Origin of the sequence: Oligoflexus sp. (assembly GCF_035638955.1) — a bacterium.
Taxonomy (GTDB): Bacteria; Bdellovibrionota_B; Oligoflexia; order Oligoflexales; family Oligoflexaceae; genus Oligoflexus.
On the sequence record NZ_DASQYZ010000044.1, the window covers coordinates 1 to 23701 of the forward strand.

The 23701-nt window shown below is 52.8% G+C and carries 22 protein-coding genes; 20 read left to right on the forward strand and 2 right to left on the reverse strand.

Going from position 1 to position 23701, the window contains the following annotated elements:
• Nucleotides 1–285: 285 nt before the first annotated feature.
• The 18 genes from VE954_RS04180 (at nucleotide 286) to VE954_RS04265 (ending at nucleotide 17395) form a co-directional block, all read left to right on the forward strand.
• Nucleotides 286–1257, forward strand: coding sequence for a tyrosine-type recombinase/integrase (locus VE954_RS04180; protein WP_324949972.1), 972 nt, complete (start codon nucleotides 286–288; stop codon nucleotides 1255–1257).
• 100 nt (nucleotides 1258–1357) lie between these two features.
• Nucleotides 1358–2767 (forward strand): adenylosuccinate lyase, encoded by a 1410-nt coding sequence (gene purB / locus VE954_RS04185; RefSeq protein ID WP_324949974.1) that lies wholly within the window; start codon nucleotides 1358–1360, stop codon nucleotides 2765–2767.
• Nucleotides 2754–3791, forward strand: coding sequence for a UDP-3-O-(3-hydroxymyristoyl)glucosamine N-acyltransferase (gene lpxD / locus VE954_RS04190; RefSeq protein ID WP_324949976.1), 1038 nt, complete (start codon nucleotides 2754–2756; stop codon nucleotides 3789–3791). Before purB ends, lpxD begins: the two co-directional genes overlap by 14 nt.
• On the forward strand, nucleotides 3781–4248 hold the full coding sequence (locus VE954_RS04195) for a GNAT family N-acetyltransferase (RefSeq protein WP_324949978.1): 468 nt from the start codon (nucleotides 3781–3783) through the stop codon (nucleotides 4246–4248). Before lpxD ends, VE954_RS04195 begins: the two co-directional genes overlap by 11 nt.
• Nucleotides 4249–4323: 75 nt before the next feature.
• Entirely contained in the window at nucleotides 4324–5739 is a 1416-nt protein-coding gene (locus VE954_RS04200) for an AMP-binding protein (protein WP_324949980.1), read from the forward strand.
• Nucleotides 5721–6593 (forward strand): UbiA family prenyltransferase, encoded by an 873-nt coding sequence (locus VE954_RS04205; RefSeq protein ID WP_324949982.1) that lies wholly within the window; start codon nucleotides 5721–5723, stop codon nucleotides 6591–6593. Before VE954_RS04200 ends, VE954_RS04205 begins: the two co-directional genes overlap by 19 nt.
• Nucleotides 6590–7282: an ABC transporter ATP-binding protein gene (locus VE954_RS04210; protein WP_324949984.1), complete on the forward strand. Its 693-nt coding sequence runs from the start codon at nucleotides 6590–6592 to the stop codon at nucleotides 7280–7282. The genes VE954_RS04205 and VE954_RS04210 overlap by 4 nt, the downstream gene beginning before the upstream one ends.
• Nucleotides 7272–8477, forward strand: coding sequence for an FtsX-like permease family protein (locus VE954_RS04215; protein ID WP_324949986.1), 1206 nt, complete (start codon nucleotides 7272–7274; stop codon nucleotides 8475–8477). Before VE954_RS04210 ends, VE954_RS04215 begins: the two co-directional genes overlap by 11 nt.
• An 11-nt stretch (nucleotides 8478–8488) precedes the next feature.
• Nucleotides 8489–9202, forward strand: a complete 714-nt coding sequence (locus tag VE954_RS04220; protein ID WP_324949988.1) for an outer membrane lipoprotein-sorting protein — start codon at nucleotides 8489–8491, stop codon at nucleotides 9200–9202.
• Nucleotides 9202–10338 carry a hypothetical protein gene (locus VE954_RS04225; protein ID WP_324949990.1) on the forward strand — a complete coding sequence of 379 codons (1137 nt, stop codon included), beginning with the start codon at nucleotides 9202–9204 and terminating at the stop codon, nucleotides 10336–10338. The genes VE954_RS04220 and VE954_RS04225 overlap by 1 nt, the downstream gene beginning before the upstream one ends.
• A gap of 141 nt (nucleotides 10339–10479) precedes the next feature.
• Complete coding sequence (locus VE954_RS04230; RefSeq protein WP_324949992.1) at nucleotides 10480–10920, forward strand: hypothetical protein; 441 nt, start codon at nucleotides 10480–10482, stop codon at nucleotides 10918–10920.
• 84 nt (nucleotides 10921–11004) lie between these two features.
• On the forward strand, nucleotides 11005–11430 hold the full coding sequence (locus VE954_RS04235; RefSeq protein WP_324949994.1) for a BLUF domain-containing protein: 426 nt from the start codon (nucleotides 11005–11007) through the stop codon (nucleotides 11428–11430).
• A 169-nt stretch (nucleotides 11431–11599) separates the two neighbouring features.
• Complete coding sequence (locus VE954_RS04240) at nucleotides 11600–11881, forward strand: 7TM-DISM domain-containing protein (RefSeq protein ID WP_324949996.1); 282 nt, start codon at nucleotides 11600–11602, stop codon at nucleotides 11879–11881.
• A gap of 156 nt (nucleotides 11882–12037) precedes the next feature.
• On the forward strand, nucleotides 12038–14326 hold the full coding sequence (locus VE954_RS04245) for a 7TM diverse intracellular signaling domain-containing protein (RefSeq protein WP_324949998.1): 2289 nt from the start codon (nucleotides 12038–12040) through the stop codon (nucleotides 14324–14326).
• Nucleotides 14326–14493 carry a hypothetical protein gene (locus tag VE954_RS04250; protein WP_324950000.1) on the forward strand — a complete coding sequence of 56 codons (168 nt, stop codon included), beginning with the start codon at nucleotides 14326–14328 and terminating at the stop codon, nucleotides 14491–14493. Before VE954_RS04245 ends, VE954_RS04250 begins: the two co-directional genes overlap by 1 nt.
• A gap of 20 nt (nucleotides 14494–14513) precedes the next feature.
• Entirely contained in the window at nucleotides 14514–15917 is a 1404-nt protein-coding gene (locus tag VE954_RS04255; protein ID WP_324950002.1) for a PAS domain-containing protein, read from the forward strand.
• A 4-nt stretch (nucleotides 15918–15921) separates the two neighbouring features.
• Nucleotides 15922–16260 (forward strand): ATP-binding protein, encoded by a 339-nt coding sequence (locus VE954_RS04260; protein WP_324950004.1) that lies wholly within the window; start codon nucleotides 15922–15924, stop codon nucleotides 16258–16260.
• A 205-nt stretch (nucleotides 16261–16465) separates the two neighbouring features.
• A complete protein-coding gene (locus VE954_RS04265; RefSeq protein WP_324950006.1) occupies nucleotides 16466–17395 on the forward strand; it encodes an alpha/beta hydrolase family esterase in 930 nt (309 codons plus the stop codon).
• A 47-nt stretch (nucleotides 17396–17442) separates the two neighbouring features.
• Here VE954_RS04265 and VE954_RS04270 read toward each other — a convergent pair whose 3' ends face one another.
• Together VE954_RS04270 and VE954_RS04275 are read right to left on the reverse strand one after the other, a co-directional pair.
• The gene (locus tag VE954_RS04270; protein ID WP_324950008.1) at nucleotides 17443–18444 is read right to left on the reverse strand and encodes a hypothetical protein; all 1002 of its coding nucleotides are present in this window, start codon (nucleotides 18442–18444) and stop codon (nucleotides 17443–17445) included.
• 128 nt (nucleotides 18445–18572) lie between these two features.
• Entirely contained in the window at nucleotides 18573–19688 is a 1116-nt protein-coding gene (locus VE954_RS04275; protein WP_324950010.1) for a DUF3419 family protein, read from the reverse strand.
• A 220-nt stretch (nucleotides 19689–19908) separates the two neighbouring features.
• On the opposite strand from VE954_RS04275, the gene VE954_RS04280 reads away from it, so the two are divergent.
• The gene (locus VE954_RS04280; RefSeq protein WP_324950012.1) at nucleotides 19909–22632 is read left to right on the forward strand and encodes a PEP/pyruvate-binding domain-containing protein; all 2724 of its coding nucleotides are present in this window, start codon (nucleotides 19909–19911) and stop codon (nucleotides 22630–22632) included.
• Between the two features lie 3 nt (nucleotides 22633–22635).
• Nucleotides 22636–23655 carry a hypothetical protein gene (locus VE954_RS04285; protein ID WP_324950014.1) on the forward strand — a complete coding sequence of 340 codons (1020 nt, stop codon included), beginning with the start codon at nucleotides 22636–22638 and terminating at the stop codon, nucleotides 23653–23655.
• Nucleotides 23656–23701 lie beyond the last annotated feature (46 nt).

Sequence of the window (23701 nt, forward strand, 5' to 3'; positions counted from 1 at the left end):
AAGCGCGGTCCCAAGCTTGCGATTCCACAGGATCGAGTTGGAATCAATATCCCAGTCACGCGACAGTCCGTGTTCGTACTCGGGTAGAAAAGTTTCTTAAACTTTCTTTAGCGCTGTCCCAAAAATGCTGACACATTCCGGGGGAAGAAGAAGAGAAAGTCTGAATACTTTGAGAGTCTCGAAGATGCGCGAAATTGGCAGTCTTTCATTGGTATTCCTGCAACTGAATCGCGGGCAATTCCTGCCTCCTCAAGACTCGTCAGCTGTCCTACGTTTCAGCAGACTATGTTTGAATGGAAGGAGCGCAAATTCCCCACTTTGCGTAAAGCGACTAGGATACAATATCAAGCGGTGTCTGAAAGACATTTTCAATTGTTATCGGTTTTCCCGATAAACTCGATTACGTCAAAAGACATTGACGCGTGGCTTGCAGATAGGAAAGCTAATCTGGGCAACTATCCTCAGGCCAAGAGGCGTCTTAGCTTTGACCGCGAGCTGATGATTCTCAAGCTTATTTTGGTGTATTACGGCGAATATTATGAAGAAGATACTAACTTCCGTAATCCGATCAAAGATCGTCACTGGAGAGATTCGAAGCTGAATATTTCTCGCACGCCCAAGAAAAAGGATGTGAAGGAAGAAGAATTCCGTCTCTTTCGTGTTGAAATCGAGAAGTTGAAACAAGGCGCTATATTGAAGCACTTGGCGACGACCCAGTATTATCAGGCCCTGAGAATTTCAGAAGTCGCAGCGATGAAGTGGAAGCATGTTATTTTCAACTGGGAGAATCCCCAACAGTCGCGGATTCAAATAGATCAGCATGTTGTCTATGCAGTAGAAAAAGGGGAACTTCCGATCGTTGATCCAGGATTCAAAAATTCGGATTCTCTTGGCGGAATAAAGGAGATGCCAATGTTTCCCCAGACGTTTGAGACTTTGGCGGAGCTATACGGAGACGGAGTGGGGAAAAGTCTGGAAGACTACATATTCCAGAATGAGTACGGAGATGTTTTCAGATATCACACAGTTAGAAATAGGTACAACAGAGCATTCAAATTGGCTGGCTTCAAATATACCGCCACTCATGTCATGCGCCATGGGTGGACTTGCGAAATCTTTAATGCTACTGGAGGGGATTATGGTATCGCTGGACAACTCTTAGGCGATATTTCAGACAAGGCAATCAAGACATATGCTAAGCGGGCAAATAGCGCTTTGACTAATTTGGCCCAGGGAATGTGGGCGAAAGCGACTTAGTTCGCTAGGTGGTCGCAATTGGTCGCAAATCATCAAAGAGCTGCTATATGTCTCTAAATTAATTAAATTTTATCCGTTTTGTGCCAATAAGGAGCCTTCCTTGACACGATCTCTTCAGGACCAACTCTTTGCGCTTTCTGCTATTGATGGACGTTATCATTCCAAACTTGAAAATCTGGCCCCCTTGCTGAGTGAAGCCGGGCTTATGTCGTTTCGCATCCGTGTCGAGGCTGAATGGATCCTCCATCTGGTTGATCATCCTGCTCTTCCTGGTGAGTTCGAGCTGGCCGCGCCTGTGCGTGAACGTCTGGAGCAGTTGAGCCGAAACGTACCGGATGCCGCTCTTCTGCGCATTAAAGAGCTGGAAAAAACCACAAATCACGATGTGAAAGCGGTTGAATACTATTTGCGGGAAACCCTCGCCGCGGCGGGTGCCAATCCCAAGATTCTGGCGTTCATCCACTTTGCTTGCACATCGGAAGACATCAATAATTTGGCTTATGGACTGATGCTGCACGAAACGCGGCAAAAAGTAGTCCTTCCGACGATGGATCGCATCGTGGCCCAGCTGGAAGAGATGGCCTTACGGTATAAAAACCTGGCCATGCTCTCCCGCACGCACGGACAAACCGCATCTCCTACCACCTTGGGCAAGGAATTGGCTGTGTTCGCCCATCGCCTGTGGAAACAGCGACAAAAACTGGCTGCCGTCGAATTGGAAGGCAAGATGAGCGGTGCGGTGGGTAACTACAATGCGCACCTTGCCGCCTATCCGGATGTCGACTGGGTTTATCTGACCAAAGGCTTTATCGAAAAACGCCTGGGTCTTAAGCAGAATCTTCTGACCACGCAAATCGAAAATCACGACAGCATGGTGGAATACGCCGAGACCATCAAACGGTTCAATACGATCCTGATTGGCTTGAGCCGTGATATCTGGTCCTACATTTCCATTGAATATTTCAAGCAGCAGGCCAAGGCCGGAGAAATCGGATCCTCGACCATGCCGCACAAAATCAATCCCATCGATTTTGAAAATGCGGAAGGCAATCTTGGTGTGGCCAACAGTCTGGCGACCCATTATAGCGACAAACTTTTGATCTCCCGCTGGCAGCGCGACCTCACCGATTCCACCGTGCAGCGGACGCTCGGCACTTTCATCGGTCATACCGTGCTCGCCTATGAATCATTCCTCAAAGGTCTGAGCAAAATCAGCGCCAACGAAAAAGCCATAGCGGACGATCTGAATCAGTCGTGGGAAGTGTTGGGCGAGGCGATTCAAACCTGCATGCGGCGCTTTGAAATTGCCGATGCCTACGAACGTCTCAAGAATGCCACCCGCGGTCAGACCGTAACGGCCGATGACTTGCATCAGTTGATTCGGAAATGTCCGGAAATACCGGATACGGTCAAGGATCGACTTTTGAAAATGACGCCAGCTGACTATGTGGGCTGTGCCTCCCTCCTGGTCGATCGATTTGTACAGGAGCGACGCGATGCGGATCAGTGAAATCGCAGCTTACCTTAAGGTCGAGGTCGTCCATGCCGACGGCGGTGATGCCGAGATTCAAAGTGTAGCCGGCATCAAAACGGCCAAACCGGGCGATCTTACGTTTCTCGGCAGCACAGCGTTTCAACAATTTGTGGCCAGCACAGAAGCCACGGCTTTGATCACCAAGGAGCGGCAGCCACAATTCAAAGGGCCCCAGTTGCTGCACAAGGACCCGCACTTTGCTTATGCCAAGGCTGCTTTGCTTTTTCATAAGGTCGATCATGGACCCCAGGGTGTGCATCCGACCGCCATTATCGAAGAGGGCGTGACACTCGGCCAGGACGTGACGGTGGGAGCCTATACGTATGTCTCCCGCGGAACCGTGCTAGGCGATCGCGTGGTGCTCTATCCCCACGTTTATATTGGTCAGGATGTGGTGATCGGCGCGGATACCGTGATCCATGCTCAGACTGTCGTGTATTACGGCTGCCGCATCGGTCAGCGCTGTCTGTTTCATGCGGGTTGTGTGATCGGTGCCGATGGATTTGGTTTTGCGGTCAGCGGCGGTGAGATCTGTAAAATCCCACAGATCGGCATCGTGCGGATCGAGGATGATGTGGAATGTGGGGCTTCCACTACGATCGATCGGGCGGCGAATGGCGAAACGCTGGTTAAACGGGGCTGCAAATTCGACGACAAGGTTCATATTGGGCACAATGTGGAAGTTGGAGAAAACTGCATGTTTTCCGCTTATAGCGGCGTGGCCGGATCCACCAAAGTCGGCGACTGGGTGCTGATGGGAGGGCACTCCGGTATTGCCGATCATCTGCATGTGGCCAGCGGCACGCGCATCGGAGCTAAAACCGGAGTCATTGAAAATATCGATAAGGCCGGGACCTATGTGGGTTTCCCTGCCGAACCAGCCGGTGACTGGAAGCGTGGTGTGGTTTACATGCGGCATATGAAGGATCATTTCAAAAAAATCCGCATCATGGAAGAGCGCCTGGCCGCGCTGGAAGGAAAATTCAAGGATGCCCCTTGATTACGTCGTGCGCCCGGCACAGATGCAGGAAGCTGAACTTTTAAGCGACTTTCAGGTCACCATGGCTATGGAGTCCGAAGGTCTGCGGCTGGATCGACCCACCGTCTTACGCGGCATTCAAAGTTTTCTGCAGCGGCCCGACGAAGGCGCCTATTATGTGGTCACGCATGACAACATTCCAGTAGGTTGTGCCATGGTGCAACACGAATGGAGCGACTGGCGTGCCCGACATGTGCTCTGGCTCCATTCCGTTTACGTTGTGCCCAAATTTCGGCGAAGCGGTGTCTTCCGAACTTTGTATGCTTTCCTGCAGAAGCAGGTGCAGGCGACCCCCGATCTGGCTGGGATCCGCCTGTATGTGGATCAAAAAAATACTCAGGCTGAAGCAACCTACCGGCGCCTGGGTATGACCGATGAGCACTATAAACTCTTCGAGTGGCTGAAAAGCGAGGGCTGAAGCCCTTCTCGTGTTTCCCTTTGGCGCAGAATTGTTATGATGGTGCGCTGATGCCTTACGCCAGGGGAATTGCACATGAATGCGGCCATACTCATCGACTCCCAAATCCTTGCAAAAAAAGACCAGCCTGCGCTCTGGCTGCCCCGTTCGGGCCCCTGTAGTTTCCGCGAGTTGGATCAACTCGCCCAGAAAATTACTGGAGTTTTGCATCAGAAGGGATTGAAGGCCGGGGATCAGGTGCTGCTATTCATTGATCTCAGTCACCTTCTCTATGGCTGTATTTTGGCCCTGGCCCGTGCCGGCATTACAGCTGTTTTAGTGGAACCCTGGATGCCGCTCGATCGTTTGCAGCATGTGTTTGCCACGGTTCAGCCCAAAGCGTTCCTGACGGGTCGACTCGGTCGGCTCTGGGGTTTGCGCATTCCAGGGGTTCGCCGCATTCCGCATTGGATTTCCAGTCGCGAACTGTTATCAGGTCGTGCGGATCCCGCGGTGACCCAGAATCTGGATGATGACCATCCCTGCATTATTACATTCACGTCGGGCACCAGTGGGAAACCCAAGGGCATGGTGCGCACGCACGGGTACCTGCGGGCTCAGCATCGCGCCTTGAATGAAGCCTTGCATTTTGATCAGCATACCGGCGCGGACCTCTGTATTTTTGCCAATTTCGCGCTGGCGAATCTTGCGGATGGACGGTGTTCGGTCGTTATTCCCGCACGAGCTCGCGACAACGTCCTGTCCCAGCTTGATGATCTCCCGGATCATTTGCAGCCGGAAACCTCGACCTGTGGACCAGCCTTTCTTCTGCGCCTTATGCAAAGGGCCCAGTTGAAAAAACTTCATTCGCTGCACGTAGGCGGAGCCCAGACGGACTGTGCAATTTTCGAAAGAGCCTTTGCTCTTTGGCCCGAAGCCATGATCACGCACGTCTATGGCAGCACCGAAGCGGAACCCGTAGCAACCTGTGATGCGCGTCAGGCCGTGCGCTGGAGTCGCGAGCGCGGTTATTTTCAAACCTTATTTTTAGGCCAGCCTTGGAGTGGGCTGGAACATAAGGAGAAGGATAACCAGCTTTGGATTCATGGGCCTCATGTTTGTCCGGAATATCTTGCGGATGATGAAGCCAATCGACTGCATAAGCACAAGGATGCTGAAGGACGACTGTGGCATCGACTCGGGGATCGGGTGGAACAGGAGGCGCGCGGCTGGTGGTATCAAGGCCGTGATCATCAGCCACCGGAAGACTTTGCCGACGAGCAACGTATTTATGCGGCCATCGGCAGCAGTAAGGCCTTCATCCGTCGCGCAGCGGACGGCCAGCGTGCGGTTTATGCTGACCAGGCCAAGGTCCGCATCAGCAACATTCGCAGCGTTTGTCCCGATGTGACAAGCATTTATCAAACCACCATTCGCCGCGATCGACGTCATCAGGCGCGTATCGATCGGGACGCCAGTCTTAAAGGAGCCTCATGCATTTACCGTGGTTGACCTATATCAAGGAACGTTTTCCATTGCCGGTTTATCTGCTTCTGAGCGTGGGCATGGCCTGGCAGGGGCAGCTGGCGCTTGCGCCCGAACTTGACTCCATGGCCCGCATCCTCGGCCCGGTCATGATCCTGTTGTTTTTCTTCTGTCTGCGTCTGATGGATGAAGTGAAGGATTATAAAAAGGATATCACGGCCCACCCGGAACGGCCGTTGCCACGAGGGCTGGTGCAGGTTCCAACGGCCAAGAAAGTGATCTGGTTGTGCCTGAGTTTGCAGGTTGTGCTGGGACTTGTGCTTATCAGCCAAGGGTTAACCTATGCTGCTTATTTCTGGCTGTTGACTACAGTCTGGCTTTATCTGATGTATGTGGAATTCTTCTGTGGCCGCTGGCTGGAAGCCCGCCCTTTTTTTTATGCCACCACACATCAGCTGATTATCCTGCCCCTGGTTTTATCCGCTGCGCATCTCGTGGGCAATTTGGACAGTCGGCCCGCGATCTGGTCAGGCGTGATGATTTTAGGCGCATTTTTCACCTATGAAATAGCTCGCAAGCTGGATCCCAAGGCCCATGAACTTTTGCGGACCTATCGTTTTGTTTACGGTCGCAAAGGAGCGCTGAGTCTGATGGCCATCACCACTGCGGTGGCCCTAGCGGGTGTTCTTCTGAAAACCGGTGGTTCAATCAGCGGCAGCTGGCCTTATATCCTGGTCGCCGTCGGCACCTGGATCGGCTGCGCTCTGTGGGGTGAAAACAAACCGAAAGCTGCCGAAGGCCTCGCCAGTGTTTCGCTCCTGGTTCATATCTGGGGGCCGGTGCTTGCGGCTCTCTTCCTCTCAGGAAAGGGCACGCCGTGACCTCTCTTTATTCCTGTCAGCACATTTCCCACAGCTATCAGCAGGGCGCGCAAACATTCCCTGCTTTGCATGATGTGAACCTTGAAATCAAAGCCGGTGAATTTTGTCTGATCATGGGACCCAGCGGTTCCGGCAAATCCACACTGCTGAATCTTCTGGGTCTGATCGAACCCTTGCAAAAGGGCCGCATCTTTTTTCATGGTCAAGACCTGCAGGCGATCGATGAAGCCCGTAAAAATCAGCTGAGACGCTTTCAATTGGGTTTTATTTTCCAAAGCTTTCACCTCTTTGATGTGCTCACGGCGGCGGAAAATGTCGAATTCTTTTTGACTCGTCAAGGCGTGCCGACTGCAGAACGTCGGACCCGCGTGCAGCAAGCGTTGGAGGCTGTCGATCTCTGGCAACATCGGGAGAAGCGGCCGCAGGATATGAGTGGCGGTCAAAGGCAACGCGTGGCCATTGCCCGGGCTTTGGCCAAACAACCTGCCGTGATTCTGGCTGATGAACCCACCGCGAGTCTGGATCAAGACACAGCCCGCAGTATTCTCGTCCTCTTGAAAAATCTTTGTGATCAAGGTCGCACCATTATCGTCAGCTCCCATGATCCCTTGGCCCGCACCTATGCGAGCCGCGTTCTTAATCTTAAGGACGGTCACCTGCAGGCTGGAGGGCAAGCCGATGCTCATTAAAATCGCGTTCCTGAATCTATTGCGCAATTATCGGCGCAGCCTCGTGGGACTTCTAACAGTTGGGTTTGGGGTGACCGCCCTGTTTCTCTTTGACGGCTTTAATAAAGGCGTCATGCGCCAGTACAAAGACAACACCATTCATGCCAAATACGGTCACGGCCAGGTCAATACCAAGGGTTATCGTGAACAGATCTTCGAGAAACCCTGGGAGCATTGGATTGAACAGCCGCAGACATTGATTCAGGAATTGGCTCAGGTGCCTGGTGTCAGTCACGTCTTTCCCCGCATTGAGTTTCCAGCCATACTGCAGGCCGCTGAGCTGAACGTAGCTGGGCGCGGTTTGGCTGTTGATGGTCACGTGGAAGCTGATTTTTTTAATACCATGAATATTGTCGAAGGTCAGACGCTGCGCGATGAGCCCAACGGCATCATACTGGGCCATGGCCTGGCCCGCGCGTTAGCCGTCAAACCCGGTGGTCGTGTGACACTCCTCACGAATACGGTGCATGGCAGCTTGAACGGAGCGGATTTCACTCTTGTCGGTATCTTTCAAACTGGTCTGAAGGAATTGGACGACAGTCATTTTCGAATTCAGCGTGGCGCAGCGGCGCCGCTTTTGGATACGGATCGGATCGAAAGTGTAGCGCTCGGGCTGCATCGGGATGAAGACTGGCCCACTGTGTCGCAGATGATCCGTAATAAGCATCCAGAACTGGATCTGACCTCCTTTGCCGAGCTGGATAAGGTGTATTACCAGCACGCGGTGGACTGGCTGGGTCAGCAATTCATTGTGATTCAATGGATTATTATTTTGATCGTGGCGCTAGGGATTGGCAATACCATGGCTTTTACGGTGCTGGAACGGACGACCGAGATTGGCCATCTCAGAGCCAACGGTGAATCGGCACGGGATGTGCTTGTGCTCCTCCTGTGGGAAGGTACTCTCATTGGTCTGATCGGCTCGATTTTGGGTATCCTTCTAGGCTGGCTTTTGAACATCACCCTTCTGAAGGAAGGAATTTTGATGCCACCTGCGCCTGGTCTGACCCGGCAGTTCTTTGTTAAAATTGAACTGCAACCTTTGATGCTGGTGGTATCCTGCCTTCTGGGGACTGTGACGGCGGCTCTTGCCACAGGTCTGGCAGCTTCAGGTCGGGTCCGGATGCCTATCGCGGCCGCTTTACGTTATCGCTAGGAGATCAGCTGATGCCCTTGAAAATCCTATTTCTGTTCCTCCTGTCTTTCGGTCCGGGTTCCCTCCCACTTCACGCGGCAGGTCCCAGCCCGAGCGAAATTTTGCAAAAAGCGGATGAGGTTCGCAATCCCTCGTCATCCTTTGTCATGGTGGTCACGGTCAAAGACCATGATGGAACGCTCTCACGGTTCGAGGTGAAAACCAAAGGCAAGGATCGCACGCGGATCAAAACACTGGAAGCCGCGCATAGCAAAGCCAACGCCCTCCTCATGGTGGAGCAGGATATGTGGGCTTTTATTCCGAATCTTAAACGGGCTGTGCGTGTGAGCCTGCAGCAGAAACTTACGGGTCAGGCCGCCAACGGAGATATTGCCCGCATGCGCCTGAGCGGCGATTATGAGCCCATTCTGGAAAAGGATGACAAGGACAGCTGGCAGCTGTTTCTGACGGCCAATAAAAAAGGCCTGACCTATGACAAGATCCGCCTTTGGGTCAGCAAGGACGGCTTCAAACCGCGCAAGGCTGAGTATTTGACCATGGCCGGGGACCCTTTAAAATTGGCCACTTTCGAGGCCTACAGTGCGATGGCCGGGGCGGATCGCCCGAAGACGATTCGCATCGAGGACGCCAAACGCAGCAGTGAATATTCCATTCTGGAAATTATCTCACTGCAAAATGCGGAGTTTCCGGACGCCATCTTTCAAGCCAGTAATTTGGGGCTCTGATGCAATCCTTGCTCTTGGTTTTCGCAACACTGTCGGGCGGTCTGAGTCAGGAATCCATTCGTGAACCCGAGCGTGATGATCCCTGGGTGCATCATCGTTCCCGTTTGCATCTGGCCTCGAAGTCCGAGGATGAGGTCCTGGGTAACAGTCGAGTGCTTTGGAGTTACGAAGCCTCGGGATTTTTTCAATACGATGCGGCCGAGGATCCGGATGAACGTGCGGAAGCCCGTGTCGAGAATTTTTTGGTGCGGGCCTATCGCGATCAATGGAATGCGCGTGTCGGCTGGCAAACCGTGAGCTGGGGCGAAACGCTGGGACCGAGCCTCATTGATGTTATTAATCCGCGCGATCTGCGTGATCCCTCGTACTGGCTTCGCGGGGATCAAAAGCTGGCCGTGCCCCTTGTCCTGCTGGGCTGGTCGCGGGATAGTACGGTCATCGATGCCTGGGCGAGCCCCATGGCCCCACAGAGTCTTCTGCCCAAAGAATGGCAGAATGTTGCCATCGAAAATAACGATGCAAGTCGGCTGACCGAGTTCGGTGTGCGAGGTGGGGATCGGGTGTCGGGCTGGGATATGAAAGTCTATGCCATGCGACATCGGGCCAGGACACCGGCGATGAGCCTCCAGATGCGAACCATGGAACCTTTCATCGATGCAACCTTTCCGATGCAGAGCTCACTTGGATTTACGGTGAGTCAGGCCTGGGACAATTCGGTTCTGCGCAGTGAGTTCCTGCACTCCACCTCCGACGATCTGCCGGCCCATAATCTTTTGGATTTTGCCCGGGACCAGGCTGTGGTTGGTCTGGATGGGACCTGGGGTGATCATTTTTTCTGGGGCAGCGAGCTACGGTACAGTCATCAGAAAAGTCAACTGGACCGCGATCGCGACCTGGGCTGGATCATCGCGCAGGGCCAGTGGAGCCTTTGGAATGAGCGCCTGAAACCTTTGGTCCACCTGATGCAAAGGGTTCAGCACCATGATGCCTATCAGCGTTACGAAGTCACGGGTCACATAAAAACGGCCTGGGAAATCGGTCTGGCCTGGGAGGCTTTCCAGTCCTCGCCCCAGGGCTATTTCACAAGGCTTCGAGCTTATGATCGCCTGGGACTGACAGCCCACTGGAGGTTCTAGTATCCAGCCATTGAAGCGTGCGTTTAAACTCGTGCTGAAGGTTTCCAGATCCTGAGTAGCTTCTCGTCTACACTCCTCCTGGTGCTAATGCTATAAATAATCCGACTGAATGTTTCATCATGCAACGACCCAGGAGGGAACGTGAATAAGGTATTCCTTGGACTCCTATGGATGGGCACGACGGTTCAGGCCTCATCGTTTCAGGAATACTGTAGCAATGGAATGGCTACAGTGAAAATAGCGCATGGCCATATCCAAAATGAAATTTCCGTGACGGAACGTATTCGCAAAGATTGGGCCTATGTGGATCAGAAAGTGATCCTGCAGGACGCGTCGATTACAATTTTGGAAGTGACGAAACTGGAAAATCATAAGGACAATATTTGTGAAGGCAAGTGGGGCATTTTCTACTGGCGCAATGTCTTTTATAAAAAAATCCGCATAGCTCGGCAGGACGGCATTCTTTTTTCACCGAACATCCTGGGCTCGTCCAAGGACGGCCGTTTCGTTGAGGCCAGCATCATCTGCGAGGAGCATGGGAATTCTGAAATCATCTGCGATGACCCTTCGCAAACGCCCTGATGCGTGGGAAAGCCTGGGTGAAAAGCGGCTGGTCTATGCTATAATTGTCCGGATAACCGGGTATTGCATGGCAAGGAGGCCGCCTTGGAAACCAAATTTTTTCAGTTAGCTTATCTCAGTCGGGCAACCGAGCCTTTTGAAGAGGCGGAGCTCTTCCAGCTTATTGATCATTCGCAAAAAAATAATAAGGCCAAAGGTCTGTCAGGCATGTTGGTGTACAACTCCGGCTACTTTCTTCAACTCCTGGAAGGTCCCGCCGACTTGGTGAACGCCACCATGGATCGGATCGCGCGTGATCCCAGGCATGTGGATATCAAACGAGTCTTTGAGAATCAGGCTTCCCAGCGCATCTTTGGAAGCTGGTACATGGCTTATAAAAACCTTTCGACCTTTAATCCGCTCCTTCGTCAGCGCGTCGAGAATCTGATCACGAAGCTGGCTGGCAAGTCCAACGTGGAACACCCTGATGAGTTCATCAAAGTCCTGCAGCTTATGCGCCAGGAATTTTAGTGCAGCTTGCCTCTGGCAGGGTTCACGCAAAACCTCATACACTCTGGCCAAACACGGCTTATGAGCGAAAAGCTCAAGAGCGGCGACCTTAGGCCAAGCCCGGTTTCACCCGAAGAAGCCATGAGGTTGATTGCGTTGCCCTCATATAGCCAGAGGTTGAGCCAAGTTCATGAATGTCCTGCAATATTCAATTCTGCTCTGCCTTGCCATGGTGATGAACCTTTCCCAGCGTGGAGAGGCGGCCACCCCGATCCCATTTAACCTGGCCGCGCAGAAGCTTGACGGCCAGTTCATGGGTGAGTCGGTGGAATATTTTGAAGACACGGGCGGCAAACTCGATGTGAGCGAGGTCATATCCCGCTGGGCCGAATGGCCCATCCTTGCCGGTCAGAAACCGGTCATCAACCTGGCTTTTACCCCGCATCCCCTGTGGTTTCGCTGGGCTGTTTAGAACCCCGGTTCGTCGCCCCGTGTTCTCCTTATCGAGCATCCCTACCCGAGCGATTCTTTCAGGGTCTATCCGCTTTTGAATAACCAGTTGGGATCCCCTTTTGTCCTTGGTTATAAAGAAAAGGAATCCGGCGCCCTTCCTTTCAGAAATCCAACATTGCGGCTTGAAATACCACCTGGCCGCCACCTGATTTATTTCCGGATGCAGCATATCGGGGCCGTAAAATTTGCCGTGAAAGTCTGGAGCGAAGAAGCTTTTGCCACTTTGAAATGGAACGGGGAATGGCTGCTGGGTATGTTCATGGGCCTCACGCTGATTATGGTGTTCTATAATATTTTCATGTTCATCATGATGAAGACACAGGCCTATCTTTCCTATGTAGGGTTTCTCTTCTCGTCCCTGCTATGGCTGACTTTTTATTCAGGTCTGGGTCGCATGACGCCTGCTGGCCCCAAGGCCTTCTTCGCCTACACCTGGATTCCACTCATGTTCTGCATGATGTTCTTTCTGGTGGTTTTCACTGTTCAATTTCTGAAGCTCAAGGAACGTCAGCCTCGAATGGCGAAGGTGTTCCGAGTCCTATCCTATCTCGGTGTGGCAGGCGCGGTCATGTCGCTGTTTGCACCTCATTCCGGCTTTTACCTGAGCATGTTGGTGATTCAGCCTACGCTATTCCTCTGCTTCGTGGTGGCCGCTTTTTCAGCCTGGCGAGGCTACCGTCCAGCCTACTTCTATCTCGTCAGCTTTCTGAATGTTGTCGTTGGTGCCACGATGGAATCCCTGGTGGCGCAGGACTTCCTGGACGCCCAGTTTGGGTTCTGGCCGTTTTTCGGCAGCACAGCTCTGCAGACTGTCCTTCTTTCGCTGGCTATCGGCGATCAAATTCACATCAACCAGACGCAAGCGCGTGTGCGGATTGAAAAACTCAATGAAGAGCTTCAGCATCATATCAAGCATATCAATGAGATCGTGGAAGAAAAAACCCGAGCCATTCGATCGATTATGAAGACCATCCGCCAGGGCATCCTGTCGATCCAGGGAGCTGACTTTCGCATTCATCCCGATTACTCCGCCCATCTGGAAGTCATGTTTGGCAAATCCGTACTTCGCAGTGCCGATGCGTTTGACTTCTTGTTTGAGCGCTCGAATCTGGGCCAGGATCAGGTGCGTCAGGTGAAAGCCGTCGTGGAAATCTGCATTGGCAGTGATGGCTTTAATTTTGAAGCTAACATGGACCGTCTGCCGAAGGAAATGCTACTCGGGCAGGGAGATGAGAAGCAAAGAGTCATTGAACTGGATTGGTATCCTATCCTTGACGCCGCCGACTTGATTGAAAAAATTCTGGTGACTGCACGGGATGTCACGGAAATCAGAAAACTGCGCGAGCAGTCCGATCAGCAGCGGAGCCATATCGAGGCGATTCGTGAGCTGATGGAAGTCGACTCAAGCCGCCTGGAAAGCAAATTCAAAGACCTCACGTCCATGATGGATGCCTGTCGGAGCACGCTACAAGGTGTGTCCAGGCTGGAGTCGTCGCATCGCCAGGAGCTCTATATCCATTGCCATACCATGAAGGGTATAGCCCGGTCGCTCGGGTTCAAAAGTCTCTGCGATGCGCTGCATAAGACTGAAGATCTCTTGACGGCAGCACAGCAAGACCTGGCATCGGTAAAAATCTCGAACCTTGAAAGCGAGATCCAGGAATGCAGCCGCATTCTGAGCGCCTACGATCAGCTCAGCCGAAAATTTCTCTCGCCGCGTCCCACTTCGGATCGCTCGGCTATTTCTTTGGATAAGGTTTGGAACGCCTTGAAAACAGGCCATCGTCGTGATCTGGAACGCTTGTGCCTCGTGCCTGCCGGTCAAGTGCTGGAAGGTTTTGCCAGCGACCTCGAAGAGGTGGCGCGGGCGGTGGATAAACCCACACCTCGCTGGAGCATTGAAGCCGACGGGACCTGCTTCAATCCCGACGTGCAGCGCGTGGTTCATGGCGCTCTCATTCATATGATCCGCAATAGCCTGGACCACGGGATTGAAAAACCTGCGATCCGTCAAGCCATTGGTAAGCCCGAAGCTGGCCTTATCCGTGTCACGGTTCAAACCCGCGGCGATCGGATGGAGCTCGTTTACCGCGACGATGGTCGAGGTCTGGATTGTGCCACGATTCGGCGTAAAGCGGTGCAGGCTGGATTGATCCAGGACGCCATGCGGGTCGAACCCAAGGACCTGGCGCCTTTGATTCTGAAAGAAGGCTTTTCCACAGCGGATCAGGTGTCTCACATCTCAGGCCGGGGCATCGGCATGGGGGCGATCAAGAAATATGTCGAAGACCTCGGTGGTACCATGGTTCTGGCTCTGCAGACCCAAGCCGACGTGGAGTCCTGTGTGCCCTTCGAAATCCATCTGGTGTTCCCCTGTATGCATTATAAATTGGATGTGGCTTGATGGAAGCCAAAGCCATCCTATCCAAAGCTCTGGATTACGCGACCGATTATCCGGGTCTGACACCAGAACAAATTAAAAAAATTCGTATGACGAACGTGGGCTGCGGCGTGCAGGCGCTTAACCTTATTTCCCTGACGTTTGGTTTCTCGAGCTGCTGGGTCTCATAGGTTGTCTCAAGCTGGAAAAAGTGGACCGCTTTACCCTGGCTAAAACCGTCCTTTACGTACCGATTATGTTTACTGTTGCAGTGGCCTGTGCCGGTTTCGATGAAAAACTGCAGGTCATCGTCTATGGTTTCCCGATGACCATTGCCTTGTTTCTGCTCTATGGGCGCGACGAATCCAGGGTCCTGTATGCGCTGGTCGTCGCCAGTGTCGTGCTTTTGGTATCGGGCAACCTAGCGGCTGGATTTCTGGCCCCCTTTTTCCAGGTCGCCAACCAGAGCCTTATCCCAGCATTCACAGCGGTCATCAGCGGCCAGGCGCTGGCGCTCTCCGTCCTGATCGTCAAAGGCTTTTTCAATGAAAGCTATCGTTCCGAACAAAAGTACATCGAAGCCGCTCAAACGATATCGGAGCAAAAAGAGCGGCTGCAGACTGTTTTTGATATCGTCGAGGAAGCGGTCCTCGTCATCGGCGAAAGCGGCCGAATCCAGGAGGGTTTCTCGAAATACACCAAATCCATCATTCATCGTTCTGATGCTGATATCCTCGGCCAAAATGTTTTCGATCTCCTGTTCTCGGCTGCTCATCATGATCGGGATGAGATCGATCAATGCCGTTCCGCGCTGGAAATGACCCTTGGAGCTCATGAGCTGCAGTGGGATGTGAACTCTGATAAGATTTTGCGCGAGCTGGAATTCACCTTTTCCGGTCAACGTAAGGTGCTGATCCTTAATTGGCAGCCTCTCATTCGAGACGGGTTGATCACGGGTCTCCTCCTTATGGCGCGCGACATTACTCTCCATCGTCTGCATGATCGGATTAAGAGCGAACAGCATGAACGCGCCCAGGCGCTCATGGGAATCGTGGCGGCCATTCTGAAAAGCAGTCGACAGCTGGTCGAAAACTTTTTCAAAAAATCTCTGATCAAAATGGAATTGATGGATAGCCATCATACGCAGTCTGTCCTGTTTGATCTGCACATGCTGAAGGGTGTGGCCCGTTCGCTGGGACTTCAGGACGCCGCTGCCCGGATCCATGTGATTGAAACGTTGATGCAAGCGCCCAAGGCTGGTGAGCTGGAGTCCAAACTGAAAGGTCTGGAGCAATACTTCAGAAATAGCCTGCAGATAGTCGAGGAAATGGCCGGCACCAACACTTCAACCTCGTCCCACTCCTTTCAAAATCTCTACGACGTTGCGAGTCACACCCGCCTGAATCTTTATTCTTTGCTGGAGAAACATCAAATCGAGCTCGATTTCTTCCAGGTTGAAGATGGTGTGATCGGCTGGAATTCATCGGCCCTGGAAGTTGTGAGTGAGGCCCTGCAACACGCGATCACCAACACCATCGACCACGGATTTGTGTTTCCGCGCATGCGCAATCAAATCACGGCGGCCAAGGTCCAGCTGCAGCTGAGCCTGGCATGAGCCTTTGGAAACGATCATCGAATTGACTGACAATGGCAATGGCATTGACGACGCGACACTCCAATCCTTGGCTCACAAGTATGGTTTGGACCTGGCCACGTTTGAAAATCCTCTCGACTTGCTGTTCGAATCGGGGGTCAGCAGCACCACAGCTGTCTCATTGACCAGCGGCCGTGGTGTCGGCACAGCGGCTGTCCTGGCGGCTGCCGTGAAGCTCAAGGGAACGGCCAGTATAAGGCGCAATGCACAGCGCGGTTTGACTCTTCGTCTAACCTTTCCCCGCGCAACCAGCCTCTATTCCACGCAAACATTGAACATTCGAAGCGGCAAGGAACGCATCTGAAGGCCTGGTCGTCTCCAAGCCGCTCACAAATGTTGCCCGAGTGATCCGCATTCGTGATCAACGTTGCGAATACAGGTATAAATTGATCCTGCTTTCCTCATGACTTGACTGAAAATAGATTGCACAAAACCTTTGACTTTCGAGTCGTCCCACGGTTTAATCCGGCCAATGAAAACGCTCCACAACACACTGAGAGGAACCAAGGATGACGATGGTATCAAAAGCAATCGCTTTCTTCAGTTTAGTACTAGCTATGGCCGCGCCTCTACAGGCTAAAGATGTCAAGGTCGGTGGTGATCGTCCAGCCGTTCTTAAACTTCCTCATTTCTATAATGCCAAGAAAAGTTATTCCTTGATCGTGCTTTTGCATGGTCGGGGCAATACCGCGGCCTTGACCGATCTTTATCTGGGTCTGAGCCGCAGCCAGCCTTTCCATGATTATCTGCTCTTGCTGCCGGATGGGACTGTACGTGCAGACGGCCAGCAGGTTTGGAACGCAACCGAAGAATGTTGCGCGACCAATAACAAAGATGTCGATGACTCCAAGTACCTCCAGGATCTGGTCCAGGAAGTGAAAAGCAAATACAATGTCGACAGTAAACGGGTCTATCTCTATGGCCATTCCAATGGCGGCTTCATGTCCTATCGTTTGGCCTGTGATACCAACGGTGTCTTCGCAGGCGTGGTTTCAGTTGCGGGATCCGAATTTGCCAACGCCGCCGATTGCAAAACCACAACTCCGATTAAAATTCTTCAGATTCATGGGACTGAGGACTCCGTCGTGCCGTTCGATGCCCAAGCTGGTGGCAAAGCCTATCCAGGTGCCCACCAGACTGTGGAACGCTGGGCTGAACGTAACCAGTGCCAAAGTTATGCTGAATATCCCAGAAGCCTCAACCTCGTGTTGATTAAATTGGAACCGGGTCTCGACGAAAATGGCAAACCCACCATCATCGGTGACTTCACTGACTATGTGACGCTTGGCATTTTCCCGGAGACTGATCAGTACATTTATGATGACTGTGCGAATGGAACCAAAGTTGGTCTCTGGAAGGTGAACGGCTCCAACCACGGCCCTGTGTTCCTGGGCGAGAACTTTGTGGGTAAGACCCTGAAGTTCCTGGGTGATAAGTAAGACAGTACGAGGGGCCTCCTGGCCCCTTTTTTTTATTTCGCACCCGCCTAGGGTTGTTCCGCATCCGCCTCATTGAATCTCAGGCAGAGTTCCACCAAAGGACTGTGCTGGTAAAAGTCGGCAATGATGATGTTCACCGATTTGCCGGCTTTGCGTGCCTCATCGTGCAGACGCGGGATCAAGTGAGCAAATTTTGTATTCATCCATTTCACCGCCATATCCCGCAGGCTTGTAATCCCACTGGCCCAGCCCAGCGTCACGACATGGGCATCAGGCGTCAGCACGCCCTGACTCACATAAAAAATATCAGTCGGTCGCTGCCGAATGCCGTTCATCAGGTCCTCTTCCACCTTGGCCGTATGCCGCGTATTGGACCAGGGATTCTGCAGGACCCGAGGCCACACAAAGGTCGAATCGCCGAAGCTGCCATCGGGCGAACGCACACGGCGCTGGCCGAAGAGCAGAATGAGGCTCTTGTCCGCGTCCCACAGGTCCCCTAGACGCACGCCTGCATTAAACCGGTCCCAGGTTGCCACGCGCGGGCCTAACACAGGGTGCTGCTCGAGGTAGCTGATCAGGGCGGTGTGATCATTATTGAAATTCACCAAGGATTGAAAATCGAGCAGAACGATTTCACGAGGATGGGCGTTCACAAAGATCGCGAGTTCCTCGAGCATATGCGTCAGCGAATTGGACAGCAGGCCATGATAAGTCATCCAACCTCGGGGGGTGTTTTCCACACGCAGATCAAAGTAGCGAATGCCATCTTGCAGCTGCTGCAGCATCGAACGATCCTGGGTCTTGGACCAGGACACGACGGCTGATTTTGGAGCGATCTTGAGCACTCCGTCCAGGGTGCTTGATAGGCTGGAACTTTTGGTCATTTGATCGGTGCCGGTATCGTGTGTGCCTGGAATCATGATATTGCGGAGTGCCCGATCGGGCTTGTCCCCATAAATATCACGCATCCAGTTCTGTGGATCGGCTTGAGCGAAAGCCTGCTGCCAGCAGGTGAGCATAAATAGCCCCACGGCCAATAAATGAACCATCGTTCCCCCCGAATTTTTCTGTCGCAAACGGATTTGTTGTGGCGAGGGTAATGAATCGCTTGGAAACTTGTCCAGACGAAACTGTGGGAAGGGGAGAGCAAGGTTCTGTGTGAAGCAGAATGGTCGTTCTAGCCGATGTATTTGTACACAATAATACGGTACATCTGCATTTTTTCCTTGGCAGCCAGCTCATCATAGTCGCGGCTCATATCGATGAAGCCCGAGGTATCTGTCCCTTGAGGAACACGCAGATAACAGCGAACCACCACGAGAGCGCCACGGTTGAGGCAGCGGGTCAAGGACTGCAGATAATTGGATTCCGGAGCACCGGAAAAATAACTGGGAACATTGCTAAGGGAAACGAAATCATATTTTTCCTGAGTTTTGGCTGCGAAACTGAGGATGTCGCGTTCCACCAATTCAATCGCGGTTCCGGCCTGCAGGGCGGCCTGCGCTTTGGGATAAATATCCGGGTGTGCTTCCAGAGGATTGCCTTCCGGATACTGCAATCGTCCCAGAAAGCAGATCTGCAGAAAGAAGTTTTCGCGAGTTAAGCCGTTAGCAAAGAGACGTTTGAACGCGCTGGAATAAAAATCAAAATAGGAATCCGGAATGTTCTTGCGCACAAAACTGCCGCGATAGAGCACGGTATTAAAGAACGTGGCATTGCCCATCAGCATCAGGACGGCCGCTGGCACGGAACACCAGACGCGGTCGTTGAGCTTTTCCGCAAAGAAACGGTCCTGCTCATCCTGAGTCTCAAACTGGAAAATATTATCATAGGCTGATCCCACCAGGAGCCGTACCTTGTTCGGAATGCCGATGAACGTTTGTTCCCAGCGTCCTTGATAAAGGAGGCCTTCCCAGTTGATCTGACGAAACAGCTCCTGAAAATAGCTGCGCGTTGACGGCCTTATATCGAGTTCGGCAAATAAGGCGGCGCGTTCGGCTTTGAACTCGCCCGTGGAATACGGAGGATAACCCAGAAAGCGCTGATAATCCTGCAGCGGATAATGCTGCATGACGCTCCGCCGCAAATCGGCCAGGGCCAGCTGCTGGGTGGCCAGGTCCAGGGCTGTGATCTTCTCGGGTTGCGTGGAAGCCAACGGTAAAAATCTGGCCCCACTGCCGCAGATGGCCAATATTTTTTTAGGCTTGATCTGCCGACAGATGCCCAGCTCGTAAGCGACATCCTCGTTGGCGATCGAATAGTTCAGGGAGTTGAAGTAAGCGTTCCCTGTCATGAAAAAATCCCCCAGCAGTTGTGTCCGCTTACTATACCAGTCCACGCCTCTTGTCAAAATATGCGAACTTGTTCCGGTTTGCGGTAGCTCACGCGAGAGCCTTCATGATTCTTGGTAAATATTGCGGCTCATGGCTTGCCAGTTCACACTAAAATGAAGTATGACGCTTTTGCAAAACAAATCGCCAGGGCTGTTGCCTGCAGAATTTTAGGGAGCTGGCATGAAGTATTGGATTGTGAAGGCTCAGGATAGTGTGAAGCTCCAGGCCCTGGAGAGTGGCGGCAAGGCCCGTAACCTGGCCTTTCTGAGCCAACAGAACTTTCCCGTGCCGCCCTGGTTCGCTCTCGGTCGCATGGCGCTGCAGGCCTTTTTGGAACAGCATCATTTTCATGCGATGATCCAACGCGCGGAAGCTACCGAAGCGTTTGAAGCTGAGGTCCTTGCCGCATTTTTGGACAAGCCCCTGCCAGCCGAGGTTTTGACGGCCTTACGGATGGCGTTGCAAGAGCACGGATTTCAAAATGAATTCGTAGCTGTGCGTTCGAGTGGTCTGGATGAGGATGGTGGGGCGCAATCGTTTGCCGGCCAGTATTCTTCGTTCCTTTTTCAAAAGGGCGAAGATCAGATCATAGAATCCATCAAACGCTGCTGGGCCTCGGCCTTCTCGCATCGGGTCCTGCACTACCGCCTCCAAAATAAACTCGAAATCCAGAACAGCGCCATGGGCGTGGTGATCCAAAGAATGCTCCACGCGGATCGTGCTGGCGTCCTCTTCACAAGACATCCGATCAAGGTTCTGGATCGCGATAAGATCTTAATATCCGCAGTCTTCGGTGCCGGCGAGGGGTTGGTCAGCGGCCTCCTTGCGGCCGATAGCTTTGAACTTTCCCGCGCCTCAGGCGAGGTGGTGCAGGATATCGCGAGCAAGACGGAAGCGCTGGAAATTCATCCGAATGGTGGGCTGCAAAAGGTCAGCCTGCCACCAGAGATGCACACTCAACCGACACTTTCCGCCAGCCAGATCCAAAAGCTTGGCGTCCTGGCTGACCAGGTGGAACGCATGGCCGGCAGTCCCCAGGATATCGAATGGGTGCTTGAAAAGGATGAATTGTATCTGGTGCAAACCCGTCCTATCACCAATCTTCCGCCGGAAGTTTACTATCAATCCTACGAGAAAAAGCTGCAGCCCTTTCTGTGGGATAATTCGAATATCATTGAAAGCTATTCCGGTGTGACCTCACCCCTGACTTTTAGTTTTGCCAGCCGGGCTTATAACCAGGTCTATATTCAATTCATGGATGTGATGGGCGTTCCCAAACAGCATGTTGAGGATATGGCCCCCACGTTCCGCAACCTCCTCGGTCTTTTGCGTGGCCGTATCTACTATAACCTCGCAAACTGGTATGAACTGGTTCTGGCCCTGCCCGGGACAGCGAGCAACAAAACCTTCATGGAAACCATGATGGGTGTGAAGCAGGAACTGGGGCCGGACCTGCAAAAAGTCTTTGATGGCATTCGTGCGGCGCCGCAGTATGGTTTCTTCGATAAGATCAAATTGCTGGCCAAAACATTTTACCGCTTCCGCAAAATCGATAGCATCATCGCGGTGTTCTTCAAGGATTTTAACCGCGTTTATGACGAAGCCCGCGCGGTGGATATGCGAGCCATGGCACTGCCCGAGCAGCTGGCCTATTATTTCCATTTGGAAAACAGCTTTCTGAAAAAGTGGCAGGCACCGATTATCAATGATTATCTGTGCATGATCTTCTTCGGTCTTTTGAAAAAATTGACCGGTCAGTGGATTCAGGGCGCCGATACGGAATCCCTGCAGAATGATTTGCTCTGCGGTGAGGGTGGCCTCGATAGTACCGAGCCCACCAAATTCCTCCTGCGTCTGGCCAAACGCATTGATGTCGGCGATCCAGCATTTAAAGCCTGGTTTATCAGTACGCCGGTTGCTGAGGTGATCGCCGGACTGCGTGGAACTTATAAGGACACCAGCACGGCCAAGGACTTTGCCGAGTTCCTGGATCGTTTCGGTTTCCGCTGCGTGAACGAACTGAAACTGGAAGAACCGGATCTGCATGATGATCCAAGCTTCCTGATTCATTCCCTGGTCAGTTACATGCGTATGCAGTCCTTCCAAACGGAGGATATGGAAGTCCGCGAGCGTGAGATTCGCTCGAAGGCTGAGGCTATCGTCGATCAAAATCTGCGTGGCTGGAAGCGCGGCGTTTATAACTTTGTACTTAAGGAAGCGCGCCGTGCCGTTAAAAACCGCGAGAACCTGCGCTTTGCTCGGACCAAGAGCTTTGGTTTGACTCGACACCTCTTCCGAGCCATGGGCGCCCAGCTCGTGGCAGCAGGCCTTTTGCAGGACGAACGGGATATTTTCTATCTCAGCATCGATGAAATCATTGCCTTTGTGGAAGGCCGTGGTTTGACCACCCGCCTCGGGGAAATCGTTGCCATCCGCAAGGCGGAGTTTGATGACTACCGCCGTACTCCATCACCTCCCGAGCGTTTTATCAGCTACGGGGCTGTGGGATTTTCGCTGGTCTGGCCGAGCGTTTTGCTGGAAGCCGACCTGTTGCGCAGCCTCCAGGAAGTGGGTGATGATCCGGATAAAATGCATGGAACGCCTTGCTGTCCCGGTGTCGTCGAAGGCACTGTGCGGGTGGTGGAAACTTTAGCTGACGCGGCCGGTATCAATGGTGATATTCTCGTCACGTCGCGGACCGATCCAGGTTGGGTACCGCTGTTCCCATCCTGCTCCGGGCTTTTGATTGAACGAGGTTCCCTGCTGTCACATTCGGCGGTTGTCGCGCGGGAACTGGGTCTGCCGACCATCGTCGGTGTGAATGGCGGTTTGATGAAGCGCCTTAAGACTGGCGATCGCGTGCGCCTGGATGCAGGCAAGGGTGAAATTACCATATTGAGGTGATCCATGGGCTTGATGATCGCGATTGCACAGCCTCAGCAGGCTGATCATGAAAGCGCCTGGTACGCTCTCGGCGTCCATGATCCGACTCGCATCAGCCCTGAGCATGAGCGGACTCTGCTCGCGAATCTCGGTAATGAAGGTGCGCAGATCGTTGTTATTTATCAGGATGATAAGCCCATTCTGCGATTTCTTGTACATGATTTTTTGCCTGACGAAGGCACGACCTGCCTCGGATTTTTTGCAATGGCACCGGATGCGCCTGATGCCATGCTGCAGGAAGGCTTTCAGCAGGCCCTGCAGAAATTGGAACATCCGTCGCGACGCAAATGGGTGGGGCCGATGAATGGCAGCACCTGGTTCGCCTATCGATTGCGTGTGGATCAGCATCCCCTGCAACTGGATTGGGAACCGCAATCGCAACCTCGCCTGCAGGAGCTGTTCAAAACCGCGGGTTTTCAAGCCTGGGCCCATTATCATAGCACCGCGACGGTCGGTTTGAAGACCATGCAGGATTATCTTTACAAGGATTGGAAGCGGGTGGTGGAGAATGGTTTCTCGCTGCGGCCGATCACGGGTAAGGAGCTGCAGGGCGGCGCGTTGCTTGAATTGCACCGGTTGAGCCAGATTGGTTTTGCTGATAATCCTTTGTTTGCTGCTTTGAGCTTCGAGGCTTTTGCCCGCAGCTACCTGCAGGGAAAATCGAGCAAGGAAAATTTTCTGTACATGGCCTGTGAACCTTTAGGCCGTACCGTCGCTTTCTTTCTGGCTTTTTTAGAGCCGCCTCATGCAGGTCAGACGCAGAAAACCCTGGTTCTAAAAACGGCTGCCACCGATCCCCAGTACCGTCGGCAGGGACTCAGCAATGCCCTGCTTTATGCGATCACCCAGGATCTACCGACCGATATCAGTGATGCCTACATCTCGGCCCTGGTCTTTCAAGGCTGGACCAGCGAATCGTTTGCCCGTCACGGCAAAACGCTGTGGGAACACCAGTATGTGCTGATGGCCAAGGACCTAGTCTAGACAAGTCGCACCGGATAGCATACATTTTTCTTACTAGTACCCACAA